This is a genomic window from Bacillus sp. SDLI1 (assembly GCF_001553895.1).
In the GTDB taxonomy this organism is placed as follows: domain Bacteria; phylum Bacillota; class Bacilli; order Bacillales; family Bacillaceae; genus Bacillus; species Bacillus siamensis.
The window spans coordinates 2,818,248-2,840,869 of the sequence record NZ_CP013950.1 but is presented as its reverse complement, the minus strand read 5'-3'; the positions used below and the strand labels follow the sequence as shown (position 1 = coordinate 2,840,869).

The window sequence follows — 22,622 nt, the reverse complement described above, 5'->3', positions numbered from 1 at the left end:
TCGCAGATTTATTATTTGCGAGGTTTTTCCTATCGTCTTAACTGAAACGCTCGGAGAATGTATCATATACCTCTATGAACGTTGATATATAAGGTTTTTTGATAATCCTTTTGCAAAAGAACATGTTGAATCTAAAATGTGATCCATCAGTCGGAATGAGTATCCGGCGGGAAGTGAGAGCGGGAGAATAAAAGAAGCTTATCATGAACATTAACAAAACAAGGGGTTTATTGTATAAGATCGCGCGTATTCTTGACGATGTTCAAGCTGCTAAAAACGGCATGCTTGGAAAAAAGGATAGACCGCCACGCTGCAGGAAAAGCCATCGGGAAACTAAACGAGTAGTTTTTTTACGGATAGGCTATATCCTCTTTTAAACAAAACCCTTATTTGGTAAAATAATGGGTATTGTAAGGAAGGAGTGATTGAAGAGTGTTATTCTTCATAGGAAAGTTCATATTGCTCTTTTTGTTCTGTACGTTAGTGTATTATTTATTTAAAGTGGTTTATTATAATGTTGGTAAGAAGGTAGCCCTCAATGCGTCAGAAGGAACAAAAGCCAATTGGGTAGCGAATGTCTTAATTAAAAATGGTACTAAGCTTACTGACGGAGATTACTTTATGGTTGCTGTCGTTACGACATTATGGCTTGTGCTGAGGTAATATAAAAGCCTCCCTTACAGGAGGCTTTTTCTTATTTGGTTGGATAACCGTTTGCCTTACAGAAACTCTTTATATATTTGTTTTTCTTCGCAAATTTTCTGCACGCTTTATTCATTCCAGCATTATAGACTTCTTTCAAAAACTGTTGAGCTAATCCAGCAAGCCCGATTGCTGTCAAAAGGGCAAGCAACTCTTGCAAAGCAATATAAACTACCCAAGGGATAGCTGGTACAAATGTCGCTGAGGCATCCCCGTTGATTTCAACTTTTTCACCTTTGTTTTCCTCTAACCATTTTACTTGTTTGCTCGGAATACTTTCATAAAACATCGACATATTAAATAATTCTTCGCTTGAATAGCCAATTTGTTTAGCTTTTTCAACATCTATGGTGTATGTAAAATCATCGTTGAGTTTTAATGCACTTTGAACAAATTTCTCTGCTTTTTCGTAATCAGCCTCAGTAACTTGTTTTAATGCTTCGCTGATCTTCTCTTCCGAAGTTAAATTCTTCATGATTGATTTTGCTTCTACGGTGTTGGCAGGAGTGCTTAACAGGACAGTGACCAAAAGAGCGACCGACGACAAAATGATAATCGCACTACTCTTCAACTTCCTCATTCCTTTAATCATTCCTTTCTACCAATTTTATTACATGTTAAATGTTATCATATTTACCAATTAAATTGAAACCCCGTTTTACATTTTAAAGTTCTATTAATATATTAGTTAAGCCTCTCTAAAATAAGAAGGAGCTTTTTTCTATTAATCAACGACGCTTTCATTTTAAGACATTGGTAACAATCATTATCATACAATCTTTTCAACGATCGGCTTTATAGTTGGATTGATATTTTTAGTTTTTCACCAAACAAGATAAAATCCATTTATGATGTAGCAAAACGATTAGGACTTGCTAGTATTGATACGACTCAAAGCCATGTGCAAAGATTGCGTAAAACGAAATGAAATAATAACGTTTTTTAACGCTTTCTCGGGTTCCCAATAAGTCCATCGAAACAAAGAAAAACCCTTGCGCGGCAAGGGTTTTCGACTTCTTTAAGCTTTATTCATTTAAAGCTATCTCATGCTTATGACGCGCTCGGAGGGATTCGAACCCCCGACAGACGTGGTACCGGAAACCACCGCTCTATCCAACTGAGCTACGAGCGCACGTTTTTTCAATCAGATACCTTTATATTATAATAAAGACACGCGCAGAAAGCAACACTTTTTCAATAATAGTAAACTTTACGGCGCTTATGCTGCAGTGATGTATGTATAGTAACGGGATTATGCAGCGTCCCCATGCAGCATAATCCCGCCCCGCATAACGGCTTGGTTTTCAAAAGGTTCACACGCCTGATGCGATCAGTCATTTCAGCTGCTCAGTACTTTTCCAGTCACTTCAGAAAAAGCACGTTTCAGCTTTTTTTCCAAATGTCTTTTAACGTCCAATAGGTGAATTCCTCAACCTTTACAGCGCCTTTCTCAGAAAATAGCTCAAGCCCCAATCTGCCCTCTTTCGGATAGATACGGCTTGTCATCGTTGCTTCTCCATGATTGGCGAATACTTCAATCGAAGATCTGTCAATAAATATCCGCAGCGCCAGCTTGCCGCTTGCATCCAGCCGCACTCTTCTCACACCGTCTTTTACTTTCCCCATTTTGGTGCAATCAAGTGTCAATTTTTTATCCGTTAGATTGTACTTAAGTACAAGTTCTTCTTCACCAAGGCCGCGAATCTTAAAACCTGCCGTTTCGGCATCACAATCGTTGATATCAAACACGACTCGGGCTTCAAGCAGGTCTTCGGACGTCTTTGCCACGTAACTCCCTGATACCTGCCGGCCGGCACATTCCCGGTATTCCTTTGTTCGCAGCTGTTTGGTTTCTTCCGCGGGATTCATCAAAAGTTTATGATCGTCACGCAATGTCAGTTCTCGCGGCAGCGTCAATGCACCGCACCATCCGTCCGCTTTTGTCGGCATCTCGGATTCCCACATATCCATCCAGCCGATAGCAATTCTGCGTCCCTTATCATCCAGTAATGTTTGCACGGCGTAAAAGTCATGGCCGTAATCCAGCTCTGTAAAAGCGCCATGTGCAAATGTATTTGTTTCATCATTATAGTCACCGATTAAATAACCGGTTTGATGTAAATTGTTATATGAATCGCCGTTCGCTTCAATACCCTGTGGCGAAATCAGCAGGACATGTTTGCCGCCTAATTCAAAGAAATCCGGACATTCCCACATATAGCCGAGATGACCGTCGCTTTGGGCGAGAACACCTGCGTATTCCCAATCACGCAAATCAGATGAACGGTATAAAACGACCCGTCCGACGTTTTCTTTTGTGGAGTTGCCGATGACCATATACCAATCATCGCGATGCTTCCATACTTTCGGATCGCGGAAATGACGGGCGCTGTCTTCCGGCGGTGCCGCAATAACCGGGTTTTCCTGAAGCTTTTCAAACACAACCCCATCTTGGCTGACCGCAATATTTTGAGTTTGATAGAAAAGGTCTTTCTCTTGATCAATCATATTATGACCTGTATAGATTAAAGTAAGGCGTCCGTTATCATCGGCCGCGCTTCCCGAAAAACAGCCGCTTTGATCAAATGCATCACCCGGAGCCAAGGCAACCGGCAGGTGCTCCCAATGAATGAGATCTTTACTCTTTACATGTCCCCAATGCATCGGCCCCCAATGCTCATCATACGGATGATGCTGAAAAAAGACGTGGTATTCTCCTTTAAACTGAATAAGCCCGTTCGGATCATTGATCCAATTCGCCCGGGGCATAATATGGTACCCCAATCGATATCTTTGTTTCACTTTACCCTCGGCTTCCTTCAAAGCTTCTTCCGCCTGCTGAATTCTATCCATTTGTAACATCCTCTCTATCCGATTTTTTGCAGATGCTGGACACGCCTGCTGTTTTGTTTCGGGCCCAATAAAGTAAATATGGAGATGACGGTAAAAACAAAGACGACCATTCCCATGATGAGATAGGTTTGCCGGAACCCCGCACTGTCATATAATCCTCCCGCCAGCGGCGACAGAATCGACGCGCCTGCCTGAGATGCAAATTGAAAACCGACGAGATAAAGGACGGACGAAAGACGCGTATCGAAATTGGCCGCCAAATATTTAAAAACGGCGATCAGCATAATCGGCAGTTCCAGTGCATGGATGAGTTTCATTGATGAAATCCCTACAGGCTCAACTGCAATTCCGGACCCGACGATGCGGAAAGCCATTAAAAACCCCGCTAGAATCAAACTCTTTTTCGCTCCGAACTTATTGACGATAAAAGGCGCAAGAAACATCATGCCGGCCTCTAAAAATACCTGGACTGAATTAAGATAGCCGAATACTTGGTTGCCTATCGCCACTGAAGGAAACAAAGACGCATAGTAGATCGGGAACTGCTGATCATATACGCCGTAAATGCAGGTCACGCCGATAATGTACATCATAAAAAACCAAAAATCCTTTAATAAAAAGAGCCGCCCCACATCTTTTAACCGGACCGAATCCGCTCTGTTTTTCTCGTGATCGGTCATTTCGATTTTTACAGACATGATAATGGCCGTTAAAATGACGGCTGAAACAGACGCGATCCAGAAGTTGATATTGGGATTGATATTGAAAAGCTGCCCTGCAAAAAATGCAGCCGCCGCCCAGCCCAATGAGCCCCACATTCTTGATTTTCCATACTCGAAATGATATTTTCGGCTGACCTTTTCAATGTACGTTTCAATCGCGCCTATCCCCGCCAAAAAGCCGGCTCCCAAATACAGGCCTCCGACAATGGCGCCAAGAAAGACATTGTACTGTAAAAGCGGTCCATAGATGAAAATATAAAACGGACCTGTAAATAAGAGAAGAAAGCTGATCATAAATAAGATCTTTTTCTTCAGCCCCAATCTGTCAGAAATAAAACCGTAAAGAGGCTGCATGCACAAGGCGAATACGGCGTTTACAGAAAAAATAATGCCTGTCGCTGACCCGTTTAAATTGATTTCCTGCCCCAGCCAAATCGCAAATAAAGAATAGCTGGAAGACCAAGTAAAAAAGAAAAAGAAAAAATAAGCACTCAGTTTCCAATACAGACTTTTTGCGTTTTTCATTTTCACCGCTCCTTTAATAGGACCTTTTCATCCACGTTCCCGAACCGCTGAGCCACGTCATTCCCTCTCGCTATAAAGTAAGCGCTTTCTTTTTTAGCGCTGTCCGGTAATTCACTTTAGCTGCATTACGCGAACAGCCGCCGTCACTTCCCTTCACCCTCTTTGTAAAGCGCTTTCAAAAAGAATTGTATGTCAACCGGTTTCATATGTCAATCGGTTGACATAAAATTTCTGATTATTCAAATCAAACAAAACGCACCCCTAGCAGAAATATGGAATTTCCTTGCGCATGTCAGCCCGATTCTCTAAAATAAGTGCGTGACGAGAATTGTAAGCCATTTCAGTAAAGCAGGAGGGCAAGGGAATGAAGCCTAACATTCACGATGTTGCAAAAATAGCGGGAGTTTCCTCTACAACCGTTTCGCGGGTATTAAATAACCGCGGCTATATCAGCGAAAAAACAAAAGAAAAAGTGTACAAGGCAATGGAAGAAATCAATTACTTTCCAAACGATCTCGCCCGCTCTTTATTCCGTAAAAGAACCAATTTAATAGGGCTTATCATCCCGAACTCCGGCAACCCGTTTTTCGGCGAACTCGCTTTTCATATTGAAAGCATTTGTACGTCCATGGGCTACAAACTGCTGCTTTGCAACAGTTTACATCGAAAGGATAAAGAAGAAAAATATGTGGAGATGCTGATAAGAAACCAAGTGGACGGCGTGATCGCCGTGACTTACAACCGGGGAATTCTCAATTATCATAAGCAAAATCTGCCGATTGTCGCCATTGATCATTTCTTATCGGATTCAATTCCCGTCGTCGGCTCAGACAACTATGACGGCGGAAAAAAAGCGGCGGAACTGCTGATCGAAAAAGGGTGCCGGCACATCGTCCATATCAACGGCCCGCTTGAACTCGAAACACCGGCAAACCTCAGAAGAAAAGCATACGAAGATGTCATGCGTAAACACGGAAGGCAGCCCATTACATATGAAGTACCCTTTTATCAACATGACCGTGACATCATTTCATCGTTATTCGATGAACAGCCTGACACCGACGGCATTTTTGCCAGTGATGATCTGATGGCGGCAGCAGTCATGACCGAGGCCAAAAAACGGGGAAAAGACATCCCGACTCAATTAAAAGTGATCGGTTATGACGGCACCGAAACCATTCAATCGATTCTTCCGGAATTGACAACCATCCAGCAGCCGATCGAATTGATTTCCAAAACAGCCATCGAGATTTTAGTAAAAGAAATTGAAGGCGAATTTGATGATTTGCCGCTGGAAACGTATTTGCCGGTGAGGTTTCTGGAAGGTCAGACAACTTAATCAGCCGTACGGCACGCCAGCGTTCTATTTCGGCTGCTCAGGCCATATCATTTTCTCAAGCGCCGGCGTTGTTAATACCCATTTCCACTTTGCTGTTTGAACTTTTTGTTTTATGGGAAAAATGGTGTTAGAAGAAAAGGTTCGCATTTTGGTCAGCGTTTTGTTTGACCTTTATTGACCAAAAATGTATCATGTAAATACATACTTACCTAAAAGGTGAAGGAGGAGCATTATGAATTTAATACCTACAGTCATTGAACAAACGAACCGCGGAGAAAGAGCTTATGACATTTACTCCCGTCTTTTGAAGGACCGTATTATCATGCTTGGATCTGCGATTGATGACAACGTTGCGAACTCCATCGTGTCACAGCTTTTATTCCTTGAAGCGGAAGACCCTGAAAAAGATATTTCCATTTACATTAACAGCCCTGGCGGATCAATCACTGCCGGTATGGCAATCTACGATACAATGCAGTTCATTAAACCGAAAGTATCTACAATCTGCATCGGGATGGCCGCTTCTATGGGAGCATTTTTACTTGCAGCCGGTGAAAAAGGCAAACGTTACGCGCTTCCTAACAGTGAAGTCATGATTCACCAGCCGCTTGGCGGAGCGCAAGGACAGGCGACAGAAATTGAAATCGCGGCAAAACGCATTCTCTTGCTTCGCGATAAATTAAACAAAGTGCTTGCTGAACGTACCGGCCAGCCGCTTGAAGTGATCGAGCGCGATACAGACCGCGACAACTTCAAATCAGCTGATGAAGCTTTAGAATACGGCTTAATCGATAAAGTGCTGACACGCAATACGGAAGACCAGAAGTAATATCCTGCCTGCAAGAGAGTCTCAAACTCTTGCAGGTTTTTTTATGCTTTATCTTCATTCAAAAAAGTAATGAATGCTTTGACGACAGACAATTCTAACGCTGAAGAATCATACATAAGCCACGTATCACGTATCACAGGCTCGTTATTTTTATAAGACAGCGCCAATGTGTATAATTCATCAGAAGGCTGAAGACAGATTTCCGGCACAACAGAATAACCGAGACCGTTTTTCACCATCTCTTTACAGGTTTCCTGTCTGTCTACCTCCATTGCAATGAAAGGCGGTTCAGTAAATTGATTATTCCACCATTTTTGAATCAGACTTTTCAAAGAGGCATCAGTTTGATAATAAATCATCGGCAATGTGGGCAGGTCCTCACTGTTGATTTCAGTTTTTGAAATAAGGTACAGCCTCTCTTCATTTAACAGTTGTTTTTCCCCTTGCCAATCATAATTTCCCCTCATAATCCCAAGGTGTACCCCCGAATGATGAAGCAGATCCATCACCTTCGCACTCCATCCCGTATTGACGTGGAATTGAACAGACGGATACTGATCAGAAAACCGTTTTAGAATCGCCGGGAGCTTATACTGAGCAAAATTGCTTGAGACTCCTAATCTGAGAACCCCGCTGACTTCACGACTCATATTGAGCATATCATCCTTCATTTTTCTGAATTCCTGCAGCATCTCTTTCGAATATTCAACCAGATATTCACCTTCTGAAGTGAATTCCATCCCTTTTTTTCTTTTATAAAAAAGGCGCACTCCGAATTGCGATTCCAGGTTTTTGAGCCGATAACTTAATGCCGGCTGTGTCATATATAACCGCTCCGCCGCCTTCGTCATATTTTTTTCCTCGAATAATGTAATGAGTACAGCCCAATCCTTTTCATCCATATAAAATCCCCCAAAATATTTTTCTGCTATAAAATTTTCTCCTATTATAAAAGTTTTTTATTCAACTTTATAAAAATTATATGTTTTACTTATAATCCTTATTTATCATACGATATTTTCCAAAGGGACCGGTACCTTTTTATCCACACAAAATGATGTAAGGATGAGACAGCATGGAAAAAGTTCCTGTAACCGTCATGAGAGGCGGCACCAGCAAAGGCGTTTTTATTCTTCAAAAAGACATGCCAGACGATACAAACCTATGGAGCGATTTTCTTTTAGACATCATGGGAAGTCCTGACGAGAGACAAATTGACGGCCTCGGCGGCGGCCATTCTCTCACAAGCAAGGCAGCCATTATTAAGAAATCTGCCAGAAAGGACGCAGATGTTGAGTATACATTTGCGCAGGTCAGTCTCACTGACAAATTTACCGACTTCAAAGGCAATTGCGGAAATATTTCTTCTGCCGTAGGCCCTTATGCTATTGAGAAGGGGCTCGTTCAAGCTGAAGAGCCGGTGACAACAGTCAGAATTTTAAACACGAACACTCAAAAAGTGATCGCAGCAGAAGTTGAAGTCAAAAACGGAACATTTCATTATCAGGGAGACTGCTCGATTCCGGGGGTTCCAGGTACAGCTTCTCCTATTTATCTTTCATTTCACCAGGCTGAAGGGGCGGTGACCGGAAAACTGTTTCCGACCGGTCAGCCTATTGATGTTCTCGATACACCGTATGGGAATATCTCCGTATCGATTATTGATTACGCCAATCCGCTTGTCTTTGTAAAAGCAGAGGACGCGGGGCTTACCGGCATAGAACTTCCGGACGAATATACTCCGGATATATTGGAAAAGCTCGAAATAATCCGATCAATTGCAGCCGAGAAATGCAGATTCGCTCCGAGACATGAGGCTTCGGCAAAATCACCGGCCGTACCAAAACTGACTTTAATCTCATCTCCAGCGGATTATATAGATACAAAAGGGATAAAGAGACACGCTCATGAGATGGACCTTGTCATTCGTATGATGTCCATGCAAAAACCGCATCAAGCTTTAGCCATTACAGGGGCGGTATGCACGACCGCCGGCATGTTATTGCAGGATACAATATTATCTGAATTTTCATTCTCCGGAAAAACGATCCGATTAGGGCATCCAAGCGGCATTTTAAAAACCGAAGCAGATGCTGATCCAGACGGAACAACGATTAAAGTAGTACGCACAGCAAGAAAAATCTCTGAAGGCTATGTGTTTACTAAACAAAGTTACAACATGAATACGCTGAATCACATTGGTTAATACAAGCCCCCAGACAAGTCAAAGATAAACGGAGGAATACGAGATGATCAATGTAAACGTGTCTAATCGACTGAACAGACTGCCTTTTTCAAGGGCTCATCAAGCGGTGCTCGTTATCCTTTCATTCGCTTACTTTTTTGATTTTATTGATTTAAATACGTTTTCATATGCGGCGCCTTCACTTTTAAAGGAATGGAACATATCCACTCATACCATCGCTTTTATTACGTCTGTCTCCTATTTCGGAATGTTTATCGGCGCCTCTGCCGGAGGATGGTTTTCAGACCGTTTCGGAAGGAAAAAAGGTTTAATTCTGGTTGTCACCTTTTTCTCTTTCTTCTCCCTCCTCTCTTCTCTGTCTTGGAATCCAGAAATACTCGGTGTTTTTAGATTTCTTACGAGTTTGGGTATCGGCGCCACGACGATTGTGGCCAGTACGTATATCAGCGAATTTTTCCCATCAGCAGCCAAGGGGAAATACCAGGCAATCTGTATTACGATAGGCATATGCGGAATTCCTGCAGCCGGCTGGGTGGCTAAATTGGTTGTGCCGTCCGCCTCTTACGGCTGGCGGTTTATCTTTCTATTCGGCGCGGTCGGTATTTTTTTTCCGCTGATCGCCAGAAAACTGGAAGAATCACCGAAATGGCTGGATACGAAGGGAAAAAGCGAACAGGCACACCGCATTCTGCTTGAGCTTGAAGCAAAAATAGAAAAAGAAAAGGGTGAACTGCCTGAACCGGCTCCGGCTCTAAAAAGCAGAAAAACCGCTGTAAAATCCGTTCCTTATCGGACGCTATTTCAAAAGCCATTAGCAGGAAGAACTGTTGTTTTAATGACGATGTGGGCAGCTTCCACGATTGCCATTCAAGGCTTTGGCACGTGGGTTCCCACCCTTTTGGTGAAAGAAGGCGTATCAATGGATGAGTCTATCGTATACGTCACTCTGGGAACGATCGGTGCCCCGCTCGGCGCTCTCATTGCGTCGCAAATCTCTGACCGTGTGGATCGTAAGTGGGCCATTTCTGTTTTATCGTTCATTATTATGGCGCTTGGATTCATTTACGGCATCAATCCTTTGCCGATGGTCATTGTCATATGCGGATTTCTCATGCATATGTTTGAGCGTACGTTCAGTTCGATCGCATATGCTTATACGCCGGAATTATATCCGGTTGAAGCCAGGGCGTCTGGAAATGGTCTCACTTACGGTGTGGGACGTCTTGCGAATGTAGCCGGTCCCTTTGTCGTCAGTTTCCTGTATTCAGGCTACGGATTTTTAAGTGTTTTCTTGTTCTTTACAGGCTGCTGGCTCCTTTGTGCACTGACAGTCGGTATTTTTGGAATCGGGTCAAAAAAACAAAAGATGCAGCAGGATGATTTCATATCAGAAGACACATTCGCGCAGCAAAAGTTGTAAACGCATACACCTCAAACCGCAAAACATCCATCTCCTCAGAGGAAATGGATGTTCTTCTTTCAATCTCAACCGCAGTCTCTTTCTCACCTTATTCTCATACATATGTCTTATCTTTAAGAAAGGGCGTGATACGCATGAGATGGAGAAAACGGTTTTTCCCCAGAAAGAAAAGGTATTTTATGGGCGGAGAACTTTCCGATCAGAATGGTTTAGATGCAACCGCCGAACCATCTTCCTACAGAGCAGTTGATGCCGAAACATATTTCAGACCCTCTTGTCTGCCTGTCCTGAACACAGCAATTGAAAGTTCCTTTTTTAATCCTTATATTGATAGGCCTTGGAAAAACATTCATCTGCCCCAATCCCTCACTTTGGCTCCGGAAAAAACGATCTTACATTATTTCAGTATTTTACGTGAAGCCGAAAATCTTACGGACGAAAAAGCCGGGGGGTGCGGTACAGTCGGCCAGGCCCGCATTCCTTTTCCGCTTGCCTATGCCTTTTTCTCTCCGGCCTGCCGTAAGAAACATTCCTACAAAGCTTTTCTTGCCTCATTTGAAGGTATCGGTCAGACCCATTTGATCAAATTGAATCAGCTTGAAGGCTTGCGCTATTTCGTTGAGATCGAAACCATTCAAGGTTCAAATCAAAACGTCACATTTTTCGCTTATTATCACGGTATTGTCCAGTTGGAAAAACACAATGGCCGGTTTCTGATCGGACGAATAACTTGGTATGGTGAAGATTTTTTGTGTGTCGCTTACCATTTGTGGCAGCACAATGCAGAAACCAGCCTTGATATCAAATTTGGCAGCTGGTGCAAGCTTATTAAAAAAAGGTGGCCCGTCCGGCAGAATGGTTATGTCAAAACAATTGATTTTGACGGGACAGACGGCGGTCATTACCGTTTTGTCTATTTTCAGCTCACGAATGGTACAGACGTGTTAGTCAAACAGCTGAGAAAAAACAGCTCCGGACAATGGGAGCTGATTCATCTTGATGCTGACGGCTGCTTATAGAATCTTCCTTACAATTCCCGCCATTTCTTATCTAAAATCGGGTATGTATACCGATTCATCTGCTCAATCAGCTCATCCGGGCGGGAGGAGCTGTGGATCAGCTTCAAATGAGATTCATTCGAAAATCCTTCCTGAATGCTGTACTTGACCATCTTCATCATCGGCTCAAAATACCCGTTCACATTGTAAAGTCCGATTGGTTTTTGATGAATGCCGATTTGCGCCCAGCACAGCACTTCAAATAACTCTTCATATGTTCCGAAACCCCCGGGCATGGCAATGTACCCGTCGGCAAGTTCACTCATTTTCGCTTTCCGTTCATGCATGCCGCTGACTTCAATCAGCTCCGTCAGATTTTGGTGAACAATCTCTCCGCTGAACAGTCCGCTCGGCATGACGCCGACAGCTTTTCCGCCGCCTGCCATTAACGCGTCGGCAACGGTTCCCATCAGACCGACCCGTGAACCGCCGTAAACAAGGGCGATTCCCTGCTCCGCCATATATTCACCGAGTTCGGCCGCTTTGCGTTTGTATTCTTCATTTACCCCCGGATTTGATCCCGCAAATACACAAATCGTTTTCATTTTTTCATCTCCGCATCTATATATGTACATCAATAAATCAAAATACACTATATATTGTCCCATCTCTATATGATAATATCAATAAGAATCATACAGGACATAAGGAGTGTTTCACATGCAGATCGCAGAAACAGAACAATGGCTGAAAGACTTTTACGAAAAACGGGGATGGACGGCGTACGGACCATTTATCAGAATCGGCTTTTTAATGGAAGAAGCGGGTGAGCTCGCCCGGGCGGTAAGAGCATATGAAATCGGCAGGGACCGGCCGGATGAAAAGGACGCGACCCAGTCAGAACGCAGGCAGGAGCTGATCGAAGAAATGGGTGACGTCCTCGGAAACCTCGCCATCCTCGCCGATAAGTACGGAATCACCTTAGAAGATGCGATGAGAGCCCATCAGGAAAAACTGATTAAACGTTTTGAAACCGAATAAAAACACGGCCTGTCCGCTTTTTCATGGACAGGCCGCACCTGAATTTACCCCGTTATCTCGTCCTGATGCTCAAAGAAGTGCTGTTTTCCGATTTTATGAAACAGCCCCGTCTTTCGGATCAGCTCCCTCGGCTGAGACTGCAATCCGACGATCATCAATCTGCCGTTATGGCGTTTGATCCGGTTCATGACATTCCCCAGCACCGCTTCTGCGGAAGTATCCATGTAATGCACATTATTCATCAGCAGAATAAGCGTTTTCGGCTTTTCCTGAAGCCTCTCCAGCAATGATGATTCCAATGAATCAATCGAACCGAAAAACAGCGGCCCTTCAATGGAATATGTGCTGACGGACGAATCGTTTTTAACCGATTTGACGGCGGCATGCGGTGTTTTGACGCTTGTCGATTCGCTCATTTTTCTGATAAAGAAAACAAAGGCGAGCACGAGACCGGCAGACACGCCGATGATTAAATCAAACAGAACCGTCAGTAAAAAGGTTGCCGCCAGTACGAATGAATCAGTGTTTTTCAGCCGCATCATATTGGCGACTTCCCTCCGTTCACTCATGTTCCAAGCCACAACCATCAATACCGGCGCCATGCTTGCCAGCGGTACGTGAACGGCAAGCGGGGCGAAGACGAGCAGGACGAGGAGGACGGTGACTCCGTGGACAACACCGGAAATCGGAGAAACTGCGCCGTTTTTAATATTTGTTGCGGTCCGCGCAATCGCTCCCGTTGCCGGTATGCCGCCGAAAAGCGGCGCGGCCATATTGGCGATGCCCTGCCCGACAAGCTCCCTATTGCTGTCATGCCGTGATCCCTTCATATTATCCGCGACCATCGCCGATAATATGGATTCAAGCCCGCCGAGAAGCGCAATGATCAGAGCCGACGGAAACATCATGATCATGTTATCAATTGAGAAATCCGGAAGCTGAAAAGCCGGAAGCTGCCGCGGAATCTCTCCGTAAGCAGAACCGATTGTCGCCATCTTGTCAGGGAAAAACACGACCGCCGCGGCTGTAGATACAAGCAGCGCCACAAGCGCGCCCGGAATCTTCGGCATCAGTCTCGCTGATAACAGCAAAATGGCCAAAGCAATTCCCGCGATCAAAATGCTGTACAAATTAAAGGTTCCGATCTTTTTGCCGATCTCCGCAATGTTAAGGATAAAGCTTTCATGCTTTTGAATATCGCGCAGACCGAGAAAATGGGCGATCTGCTCTGAGAAAATCAGCACTGCGATTCCGGCCGTAAATCCGACAATCACCGGCTTCGGCACGAATTTCATAATCTTCCCGAGCTTAAATACGCCGAACAGGACGAGCATCACGCCTGCCATGAAACCGGCTACAAGTAAATTCTCAAAACCATACTGCATCACAATGGCAAATAAAATGGGAACAAACGCCCCCGTAGGCCCTCCGATCTGATATTTAGAGCCGCCCAACAGCGAAATCAGAATTCCGGCCACAATAACGGTATAAAGCCCGTATTCCGGACCGACCCCGGAGGCGATGGCAAAGGCCATGCCCAGAGGAATTGCTACAATTCCGACGACAATTCCTGCGACCAAGTCTTTCTGAAATTTCTGCAAATTGTATCCATGATATCTGCCGGAAAATTGCATGGTCAGCTGCATCCCCCTTTGACTGTTTCATAGCCGTCAACAACAACATCCAGCGTCCCCGTCCCCGGATCAATCACCAGCCCGTGCACCGGCACCTCTTCAGGCAGGAGCGGATGGTGCCTGACCATATTCACGCTGTGAGCCACGCTTTCCTCGACGCTGTGAAAACCGGACAGCCATGTCTCCAAATCGACTCCCGCATGCTGCAAAAGGCTGAGGCATTTCTCCTCCACGCCGCGCTCTTTTGCTTTATTTAATATGGAAGCCGCATTCAATCCCGACATCCCGCACTCGCGGTGACCTACGATGCAGACTTCCTCAGCCTGCAGTTCATAAACGGCAACCAAAATACTCCGCATGACACTTCCAAATGGGTGAGAAACAATGGCTCCCGCGTTTTTTATGATTTTGGCATCGCCGTTTCTGAGTCCCATCGCCTGCGGCAGAAGCTCCGTCAGCCTTGTATCCATACAGGATACGATGACAAGCTTTTTTTTAGGGAATTTTGTCGTTTGGTAAGGTTCATATTTCCTTTCTTGGACAAACTGCTGGTTGTGCTCCAAAATGCTTGATAAAGAAACCATTTTTCTAATCATCTCCCATCCGATTGTATTGCAAGCCTTCTTACCCAGCTTACAGTAAGGAATTATAGCACAGAAAAAGGCCTCAAAAGCGCTTTCAAAAAAAGACACGATAATTTAACTGTAAATTCAGATTATATTCATTTATATCTTTCAAAAATAATAAAATTTATCTTTATACAAACCTATAAAGCTTTTGAAAACAACGGTCCCGCGCTTTTTGCCTTCAGAAATATAGGCGGATTCTGTTACGGATTGGAGAAATCACACATGTATATCTCTTCTCCTTTTCATTTTGGGTTCAAAAGAACCAGAAATTCATCGAATGCGTTTGAAAATTTCTCACTTTACCGCTTCTCTTATATAATAAAATAGAGATGAAAGACAAAGGAGGAGAAGCCCCGTTGAAACCATATGTATTCATCGCAAAACCGATACCGCCGGAAGTCGAACAAATGATAGGCGAGCATTGCCGCTATGACATCTGGAAAGAAGATACCATTTCAAAAGAAGAATTGTACGAGAAAATGAAGGATGCTGAAGGGCTGCTGACATCCGGAACGGCGATTGACAGTGATTTGCTGGATCACGCGCCGAAACTGAAAGTCGTCAGCAACAATTCAGTCGGCTACGATAATTTTAATATAGAAGAAATGAAAAGACGCGGAGTCGTCGGCACACATACGCCGTACACCTTGGATGACACGGTCGCTGATCTGGCTTTTTCATTAATCCTGTCTTCCGCCAGACGGGTTGCCGAATTGGATCGATTCGTCCGGGCCGGCAAATGGGGAACTGTTGAGGAAGAATCCCTTTTCGGTATGGATGTGCACCATCAGACATTAGGCATTATCGGCATGGGCAGAATCGGTGAACAAGCAGCCAAACGGGCAAAATTCGGCTTCGATATGGACGTGCTGTACTATAACCGCAGCAGAAAACCGGATGCTGAGAAAGAGCTCGGCGTTACATATGCCGACTTAGATACACTGCTGAAAACGTCAGACTTTGTGCTTTTAATTACGCCTCTTACTGACGAAACGTATCATATGATAGGAGAACGGGAATTTAAAATGATGAAAGATACGGCATTTTTCGTCAATATTTCCCGGGGAAAGACGGTTGATGAAAAAGCGCTCATCCGCGCATTGCAGGAGGGATGGATAAAAGGCGCCGGTTTAGATGTATTTGAAAAAGAGCCGATCGGCGAAGACAATCCGCTCCTCCAGCTGGAAAACGTCACATTGCTTCCGCATATCGGGTCAGCAACAGCGAAAATCCGTTTGAATATGTTCAAGCAAGCCGCCCAAAACATGATTGACGCCGTATACGGAAAAACACCGAAAAACCTCACGAAAGAATTTCAATGAGAGGAAAAATCCCGGTTGGTTCAGCCGGGGTTTATTTTTCGATAGATCAAAAGTACTATTTTTAAATTCTTTCTATTCCTTTCTCTCGATGCTGATACAATGAAAAGGAATCAGCTTCACATGATGAAAAATGGGAGGTATTGCTTTGAAAAAACGTTTATCATGGATTTCCGTATGTTTACTGGTGCTTTTCTCGGCGGCCGGGATACTGTTTTCAACGAATGCCAAGACGGAAACACCGTCTCACAAGGCACACACAGAAGCACAGGTTATCAACACATTTGACGGGGTTGCGGATTATCTTCAGACCTATCATAAACTTCCTGATAATTACATTACAAAATCAGAGGCACAAGCCCTCGGCTGGGTAGCATCAAAAGGGAACCTTGCAGACGTCGCTCCGGGGAAAAGCATCGGCGGAGACATCTTCTCAAACAGGGAAGGCAAACTCCCGGCCAAAAGCGGGCGGACGTGGCGTGAAGCGGATATTAACTATACATCAGGCTTCAGAAATTCAGACCGGATCCTTTACTCAAGCGACTGGCTGATTTATAAGACGACAGATCATTATAAAACCTTTACGAAAATGAGATAAACACATACAAAAAACGGCTTCCCTGCGGGAGGCCGTTTTTTTGCAGAGAACCTGCGAGCTTCATATAAAATGAGCAGTAAATTTTTCTTCAAACTCTGATCGGTCTATTCTGCTGTTTTCCGCCGTGCCATCGTGTTTTTTTATTGTTATATTGCGTTCAGACAGAACCATGTGCCCTTCCGGTGTCCGCTTAGAAGCAAGCAGGCGTTTGTTGAAAGGAGAGCGTTCATGTTCAAAGATTGTTTGTTTCATAGACTTGAGGTCCTTTTCATCGATTTCTTCAAGCGAAAATGCGTAACCTGTCTGCCAGCCGTCCCCTTTGTTCATTTCAAGCATGTATGTCCCGAATTCCGTCTCTTCTATCCTCACGCGGAACGCGCCGGCCGCTGATACCGTCTCATCTCCCGACATCGGCACAGGCTGCATGGCGAGATTGAGGCCGAAGCCTGCATCAGCGATGTACTCATTCCCCCCGGCGGAAAGAAGGACGGCCGCATGTGTGCCGGGCAGCGCCCAGCCGTTTTTCCAGACCGTTCCGCGGATCAATTTGACATCAAATCCGGCATCTTTCAGGATGAAATAAAGCAGTCCGTTCAAGTCATAACAAAGGCCGCCATGAGGCTCCTTCACCATGTGCCGCCACAGTCCTTCTTTCGTGAGGTCATATTCTTTTTTGGACAAAACCGCGCGATTTTCAAACGGAAACCGATACGCGAGCGCCTTTAAAAACTCCGGCAGGTTGCTGAAATCGAGGGAATCCTTTTCCCAGCCTATCGTTTGATAACAATCTTTCAGAAACTCATTCATCGTTCCGTCCCCCTTACAAAGTGTTTACACTTCCTCCTGCACATAAGCGGACAGCTTTTCCAGCGCTTCCTTTTCATCGTCGCCTTCAGCGATCAGAGTGACTTCCGTCCCCGTGCTGACCGCCAGACTCATTAATCCCATAATGCTTTTGGCGTTCACTTTCTTGCCGTTTTTCTCAAGAAACACATCTGATGCAAAGCGATTTGCCTCCTGTACAAACAATGCAGCGGGACGCGCCTGCAATCCCGTCTTTAAACGCACTTCCACTTTCTCCTGAACCATAAGATCTCCCCTTTTCGTTACGGTTATTTCAAAGTGATGCTTTGTCCTGTACGCAGCTGTTCTGCAATTTCATCGAGCTTTCTCAGCCTGTGATTGATGCCAGATTTGCTGATTTTCCCGCTTGCAACCATTTCCCCAAGTTCTTTCAGCGTGACTTCCTGATAATCAATCCGCAGCTGCGCAATTTCGCGAAGCTTTTCCGGCAGCGCTTCAAGACCGATCCGTTCATCAATGTATTTAATATTTTCCACTTGTCTGAGCGAAGCCCCGATGGTTTTGTTTAAGTTTGCTGTTTCACAATTGACGAGGCGGTTCACCGAATTTCTCATATCTCTGACAATCCGCACATCTTCAAAGCGCAGCAGTGAATTGTGGGCGCCGATGACATTCAGAAATTCAGTGATTTTTTCCGCCTCTTTTAAATACGTAATATAGCCTTTTTTCCGTTCAAGCGTTTTGCTGTTCAGATGGAACTCATTCAGCAGGGCGCATAATGAATCGTTATGTTCCTTATAAAGCGAGAAGATTTCCAAGTGGTATGACGATGTTTCGGGATTATTCACGGATCCCCCCGCCAAAAACGCCCCTCTCATATAAGAACGTTTGCAGCAGCGTTTCGCCACCAGTTCCTCAGAAATATTCCGTTCAAATACAAAGTTCTCTCCGAGGATTTTCAATTCCTCTAAAATCAGCTTTGCATTTTCAGAAAAGCGTACAATATAAACATTGTTTTTTTTCAGCCGCATTTTTTTTCTGACTAACAGTTCGACCGATACATCATATTGTTTCTTCAGCAATGTATAAATGCGGCGCGCAATCGCCGCATTTTCGGTTTGAACGTCAAGCACGAGATGGCGGTTTGAAAATGACAATGAACCGTTCATCCGAATCAGCGCGGACAGCTCCGCCTTGGCGCAGCAGTCCTTCACTTCCAGATTCGTCAGTTCTTTTTTGGTTTCCGATGCAAATGACATATTAGCCACCTCATTTCAAAAGACCTCTAGTCCCTTAATAAATCGACGAGAAGAGAAGCCACTTTATGTGTATCGTGACGGATTACGCCATTTTTATACGTGATAATCTGGTCTCTGATCACTTCAAGCCCCATGGCTTTCAGCTTTTCAACGTTAAATTCAACGGGCCGGGCCAGCTCTTTCGCATATTTGCTTTTGATTTCGTCAGGGATATCTTCATTATTGATTAAAATCGTATCGATAAACGGCTGCTCCATATGATCGTTCAGCGCCTTGACATGGTCGGCTGCGCTGTATTGAAGCGTTTCGCCGGGCTGCGTCATGACATTACAGATATATACTTTTTTGGCCGCAGCCTTGACGACTTCCTCTCCGATTTTCGGCACGAGCAGGTTCGGGAGAATGCTTGTATACAGGCTTCCCGGGCCGATAATGATTAAGTCGGCCTGGCGGATCACGTCAATCGTCTCCGGCAGCGGATCAATTTTTTCAGGCGTCAGAAACACCCGTTTAATGCGCTGGCCGTAAGAAGGAATGGTCGATTCTCCGGAGACGACCTGCCCGTCCTCCATTTCGGCATGAAGAACGACGCTGGTGTTGGCAGCCGGCAATACTCTGCCGCGGACATTCAGCACTTTGCTCATTTCGGTGACAGCGTGAAAGAAATCACCGGTTATATTCGTCATCGCTGCCAAAATCAAATTGCCGAGCGAATGTCCGGTTAAGTCGCTTCCTTTATTGAAACGGTGCTGAAACAGGTTTTCAACGAGCGGCTCAACATCTGACAAAGCAGCCAGTACGTTACGGATGTCACCCGGCGGCGGAATTTGAAGTTCATCCCGCAGACGGCCTGAACTTCCGCCGTCATCGGCAACGGTCACAATCGCCGTAATATCAACGGGCTTATGCTTTAATCCGCGGAGCAGCACGGACAAACCCGTTCCGCCTCCGAAGATTGCGATTTTCGGCTTCTTATTCATTTCCTGCTTCTCTTTTCAATGTCCCGGTGAGTAACATGAGTATAAAAATCCTTTTTAAAGTAATCAGCCAGATACTCAGCGAGTGTAACAGAGCGGTGCTGGCCTCCCGTACAGCCGATCGCGATGACAAGCTGGCTTTTTCCTTCCCGCTTATAAGACGGAAGCATAAAGCCGAGCAGATCAACAAGCTTTTCGATAAACTTTTGTGTTTCATTCCACTTCATCACATAAGATGAGACTTCCTCATCTTTCCCCGTAAGCGGCCTCATGCTTTCAATGTAGAACGGATTCGGCAGAAACCTTACATCAAACACGAGATCGGCATCTATCGGAAGGCCGTATTTGAAACCGAATGACATCACGTTCACTGTAAAGGTCTCACCTTGGTTCGTGGCGAAATGCGCCACGATTTTTTCACGCAGATCACGCGGTTTCATATCCGACGTGTCATAGATCAGCTGAGAGCGCCCTTTCAATTCTTCAAGCAGCTGGCGCTCCAGTGCGATTCCTTCGAGAGGAAGCCCGGTAGCGGCCAGCGGATGAGAACGTCTCGTTTCTTTGTATCTCGTCACAAGGATGGAATCCTTCGCATCTAAAAAGAGAATGCGCGGTGTAATCCACGGATTTTCCGCCATTTCATCCAGCGCCTCAATCAGCCTGTCAAAAAATTCACGTCCCCGCAGATCCATGACAAGTGCGACCTTGCTCATTTTTGAACTTGATTCTTTCATCAGTTCCAAAAATTTCGGCAGCAAGGAAGGCGGCAGATTGTCGACGCAAAAATAGCCGAGATCCTCAAAGCTTTGAATGGCGACGGTTTTCCCCGCTCCAGACATTCCCGTTATGATGACGAGCTGAATATCATGATTTTCATTCACACTCATCTTTCTCCCCCCTGAGGTCTTTCTTTTATTTGATAAGCTGCGGATCTAAACGATAGCTGAGCAGCTCGAAGTCCGGCGTATACGTAAAGGTGCCGTGCAAAAGCCCTTGGCCCTTGATCATAAAATCAAGGATATGTCCGTCTCCGGGCGCCATCGGAAGGCTGTGGATATCTTTCACGTCATGCCACTTCAGAATGCCTTCCTCTGATTCAGCGACATTCCGCCCCGTGTAGGAATCGGCGACAAAAGTAAACATCATCCACTCTGACACGATTTGTTCCTGTTCCTTAATAATAAAGGTAAACACGCCTTTTAACTGCGGATTTAAGATATAAATACCCGTCTCTTCTCTGTACTCTCTGATGACGGAATCTCTGACTGATTCACCGCTCTCCATCTTCCCGCCGGGCGCGACCCACCAGCCCCGTCTCGGCTTTTGGAGAAGGAGAACCTGATCATCTGTCTGCAGCACACAATTTGTCACTCTTTGCACAAGTACGTCACCTAACCTTCTCAACAAATCATCGTCTCTTCATTATACCGTTTCGGCATGTCTCTCACAATGCAGAGACACCGACATCCTTTTCTTTTATTTGACAGAAAACAAAAATTTACAAAAAAAGGGCACGGATACTGGAATCCGTGCCAAGGTGTATTCATATAAAAAGGGGGTCAATTACTACATTTATCTTAAAACATCAGTATTTCACCCGTGTTACAGCGGAATTAAAAGCCAGTAACGATTCAAAAACTGAACATTACAGCGATTATTTAACGGTTTTGAGCGTTTCCTGAAGCTCTTCCACATAATGCTGAACGCTTTGGGCCGCAATACTTCCGTCACCTGTCGCCGTAACGATCTGGCGGAGTGATTTTTCACGGATGTCTCCCGCAGCGAAAATGCCGGGAACTTTCGTTTCCATTTGATCATTTGTTTCAATGTAGCCTTCTTCATTTGTGATGCCCAAGTTTTCGAACGGTTTAGAAAGCGGAAGCATGCCGATATAAATAAAGACGCCGTCAGCTTTGAATTCTTCCTCTTCTCCCGTCACAGTATCCACAAGTGTCAGTCTGCCGACTTTTCCGTTTTCCTCGTGGATTTCTTTTACGGTTTTATTCCATTCGAAATCAATTTTCTCATTGTCAAAGGCACGCGCCTGAAGAATGCTTTGCGCACGCAATTTATCACGTCTGTGAACGATGGTGACTTTTGAAGCGAAGCGTGTCAGATAGACGCCTTCTTCCACAGCCGAGTCTCCGCCGCCGACTACGACAAGCTCTTTATTTTTGAAGAATGCGCCGTCACATACCGCACAGTACGATACGCCGCGGCCGCCAAGTTCTTTTTCCCCGGGAACGCCGATCTTTTTATATTCCGCTCCGGCAGAAATGACGATGGCGCGCGCTTTATATTCTTTTGAACCGGCTTTGACCGTTTTATATTCTTTGCCGTCGACGATTTCTTTAATATCGCCGTACGCATATTCCGCACCGAATTTTTTCGCATGTTCAAACATTTTATTAGAAAGTTCAGGGCCGAGAATGCTTTCAAAACCCGGATAGTTTTCAACATCCTCTGTGTTAGCCATCTGGCCGCCCGGAATTCCTCTTTCGATCATTAATGTGGATAAGTTCGCTCGCGATGTGTAAACGGCAGCGGTCATCCCCGCCGGACCCGCGCCGATAATGATCACATCATAAATTTTTTCTTCTGACACCATGATTCACTCCTTTTCGAAATGGGGCGCACCCTATATGAATAAGAATCCCCATCAATCGTATTCCTTACCCATATCCTATAAAATCTGAGGGCAATACGCTATTTTTTTGCTCATTTTTCTGAGAAAACGTGATTAGGCATCTCCTGAGCGGGTATACAA

General features: G+C 44.9%; 22 protein-coding genes and 1 tRNA gene. 8 read left to right on the top strand and 15 right to left on the bottom strand.

The annotated features are described in order from the left end of the window. Window positions 1-694 precede the first annotated feature (694 nt). From AUL54_RS13705 to AUL54_RS13690, 4 genes are all read right to left on the bottom strand, one after another. Complete coding sequence (locus AUL54_RS13705) at window positions 695-1,294, bottom strand: hypothetical protein (RefSeq protein ID WP_223609738.1); 600 nt, start codon at window positions 1,292-1,294, stop codon at window positions 695-697. A gap of 464 nt (window positions 1,295-1,758) precedes the next feature. After that, window positions 1,759-1,834, bottom strand: a tRNA-Arg gene (locus AUL54_RS13700). A 251-nt stretch (window positions 1,835-2,085) separates the two neighbouring features. Next, entirely contained in the window at window positions 2,086-3,555 is a 1,470-nt protein-coding gene (locus AUL54_RS13695) for a glycoside hydrolase family 32 protein (protein WP_060964198.1), read from the bottom strand. 14 nt (window positions 3,556-3,569) lie between these two features. Further along, window positions 3,570-4,802, bottom strand: a complete 1,233-nt coding sequence (locus AUL54_RS13690) for an MFS transporter (RefSeq protein ID WP_060964197.1) — start codon at window positions 4,800-4,802, stop codon at window positions 3,570-3,572. Window positions 4,803-5,166: 364 nt separating this feature from the next. On the opposite strand from AUL54_RS13690, the gene AUL54_RS13685 reads away from it, so the two are divergent. Together AUL54_RS13685 and clpP are read left to right on the top strand one after the other, a co-directional pair. Further along, window positions 5,167-6,141: a LacI family DNA-binding transcriptional regulator gene (locus AUL54_RS13685; RefSeq protein ID WP_060964196.1), complete on the top strand. Its 975-nt coding sequence runs from the start codon at window positions 5,167-5,169 to the stop codon at window positions 6,139-6,141. Window positions 6,142-6,373: 232 nt separating this feature from the next. Further along, complete coding sequence (gene clpP, locus AUL54_RS13680) at window positions 6,374-6,970, top strand: ATP-dependent Clp endopeptidase proteolytic subunit ClpP (RefSeq protein WP_003151513.1); 597 nt, start codon at window positions 6,374-6,376, stop codon at window positions 6,968-6,970. 41 nt (window positions 6,971-7,011) lie between these two features. Here the strand turns inward: clpP and AUL54_RS13675 are convergent, their stop codons facing one another. Continuing rightward, window positions 7,012-7,872 carry a LysR family transcriptional regulator gene (locus tag AUL54_RS13675; RefSeq protein ID WP_060964195.1) on the bottom strand — a complete coding sequence of 287 codons (861 nt, stop codon included), beginning with the start codon at window positions 7,870-7,872 and terminating at the stop codon, window positions 7,012-7,014. A 173-nt stretch (window positions 7,873-8,045) separates the two neighbouring features. Between AUL54_RS13675 and AUL54_RS13670 the strand changes: the two genes are divergently transcribed. The 3 genes from AUL54_RS13670 (at window position 8,046) to AUL54_RS13660 (ending at window position 11,615) form a co-directional block, all read left to right on the top strand. After that, window positions 8,046-9,176, top strand: a complete 1,131-nt coding sequence (locus AUL54_RS13670; RefSeq protein ID WP_060964194.1) for a 2-methylaconitate cis-trans isomerase PrpF family protein — start codon at window positions 8,046-8,048, stop codon at window positions 9,174-9,176. A 43-nt stretch (window positions 9,177-9,219) separates the two neighbouring features. Continuing rightward, window positions 9,220-10,596 (top strand): MFS transporter, encoded by a 1,377-nt coding sequence (locus AUL54_RS13665; protein WP_060964193.1) that lies wholly within the window; start codon window positions 9,220-9,222, stop codon window positions 10,594-10,596. Window positions 10,597-10,730: 134 nt separating this feature from the next. Beyond that, a complete protein-coding gene (locus AUL54_RS13660; protein WP_235588372.1) occupies window positions 10,731-11,615 on the top strand; it encodes a hypothetical protein in 885 nt (294 codons plus the stop codon). Window positions 11,616-11,623: 8 nt separating this feature from the next. Here the strand turns inward: AUL54_RS13660 and AUL54_RS13655 are convergent, their stop codons facing one another. Next, the gene (locus AUL54_RS13655) at window positions 11,624-12,199 is read right to left on the bottom strand and encodes a TIGR00730 family Rossman fold protein (RefSeq protein ID WP_047477263.1); all 576 of its coding nucleotides are present in this window, start codon (window positions 12,197-12,199) and stop codon (window positions 11,624-11,626) included. A gap of 115 nt (window positions 12,200-12,314) precedes the next feature. Between AUL54_RS13655 and AUL54_RS13650 the strand changes: the two genes are divergently transcribed. Next, on the top strand, window positions 12,315-12,635 hold the full coding sequence (locus AUL54_RS13650; protein WP_060964191.1) for a MazG nucleotide pyrophosphohydrolase domain-containing protein: 321 nt from the start codon (window positions 12,315-12,317) through the stop codon (window positions 12,633-12,635). Between the two features lie 44 nt (window positions 12,636-12,679). On the opposite strand, the gene AUL54_RS13645 is transcribed toward AUL54_RS13650, so the two are convergent. Both AUL54_RS13645 and AUL54_RS13640 read right to left on the bottom strand, forming a co-directional pair. After that, window positions 12,680-14,269 carry a SulP family inorganic anion transporter gene (locus AUL54_RS13645; protein WP_049627467.1) on the bottom strand — a complete coding sequence of 530 codons (1,590 nt, stop codon included), beginning with the start codon at window positions 14,267-14,269 and terminating at the stop codon, window positions 12,680-12,682. A gap of 2 nt (window positions 14,270-14,271) precedes the next feature. Continuing rightward, window positions 14,272-14,862, bottom strand: a complete 591-nt coding sequence (locus AUL54_RS13640; protein ID WP_095241440.1) for a beta-class carbonic anhydrase — start codon at window positions 14,860-14,862, stop codon at window positions 14,272-14,274. 365 nt (window positions 14,863-15,227) lie between these two features. Here AUL54_RS13640 and AUL54_RS13635 point away from each other — a divergent pair, with 365 nt between their 5' ends. After that, complete coding sequence (locus AUL54_RS13635) at window positions 15,228-16,220, top strand: 2-hydroxyacid dehydrogenase (RefSeq protein ID WP_095241282.1); 993 nt, start codon at window positions 15,228-15,230, stop codon at window positions 16,218-16,220. Between the two features lie 130 nt (window positions 16,221-16,350). Continuing rightward, window positions 16,351-16,815, top strand: coding sequence for a ribonuclease (locus AUL54_RS13630; RefSeq protein ID WP_060964189.1), 465 nt, complete (start codon window positions 16,351-16,353; stop codon window positions 16,813-16,815). 60 nt (window positions 16,816-16,875) lie between these two features. Here the strand turns inward: AUL54_RS13630 and AUL54_RS13625 are convergent, their stop codons facing one another. From AUL54_RS13625 to trxB, 7 genes are all read right to left on the bottom strand, one after another. After that, window positions 16,876-17,622, bottom strand: a complete 747-nt coding sequence (locus AUL54_RS13625; RefSeq protein WP_060964188.1) for an arylamine N-acetyltransferase family protein — start codon at window positions 17,620-17,622, stop codon at window positions 16,876-16,878. 24 nt (window positions 17,623-17,646) lie between these two features. After that, complete coding sequence (locus AUL54_RS13620) at window positions 17,647-17,904, bottom strand: HPr family phosphocarrier protein (protein ID WP_012118534.1); 258 nt, start codon at window positions 17,902-17,904, stop codon at window positions 17,647-17,649. 23 nt (window positions 17,905-17,927) lie between these two features. Next, entirely contained in the window at window positions 17,928-18,878 is a 951-nt protein-coding gene (whiA, locus tag AUL54_RS13615) for a DNA-binding protein WhiA (protein WP_007407421.1), read from the bottom strand. 26 nt (window positions 18,879-18,904) lie between these two features. Further along, complete coding sequence (locus tag AUL54_RS13610) at window positions 18,905-19,858, bottom strand: gluconeogenesis factor YvcK family protein (protein WP_013353725.1); 954 nt, start codon at window positions 19,856-19,858, stop codon at window positions 18,905-18,907. After that, a complete protein-coding gene (rapZ, locus tag AUL54_RS13605) occupies window positions 19,855-20,742 on the bottom strand; it encodes an RNase adapter RapZ (RefSeq protein WP_013353726.1) in 888 nt (295 codons plus the stop codon). Before rapZ ends, AUL54_RS13610 begins: the two co-directional genes overlap by 4 nt. A 25-nt stretch (window positions 20,743-20,767) precedes the next feature. Then, on the bottom strand, window positions 20,768-21,235 hold the full coding sequence (locus tag AUL54_RS13600; RefSeq protein ID WP_013353727.1) for an 8-oxo-dGTP diphosphatase: 468 nt from the start codon (window positions 21,233-21,235) through the stop codon (window positions 20,768-20,770). Between the two features lie 274 nt (window positions 21,236-21,509). Next, window positions 21,510-22,460 carry a thioredoxin-disulfide reductase gene (gene trxB, locus AUL54_RS13595; RefSeq protein WP_101605595.1) on the bottom strand — a complete coding sequence of 317 codons (951 nt, stop codon included), beginning with the start codon at window positions 22,458-22,460 and terminating at the stop codon, window positions 21,510-21,512. Window positions 22,461-22,622 lie beyond the last annotated feature (162 nt).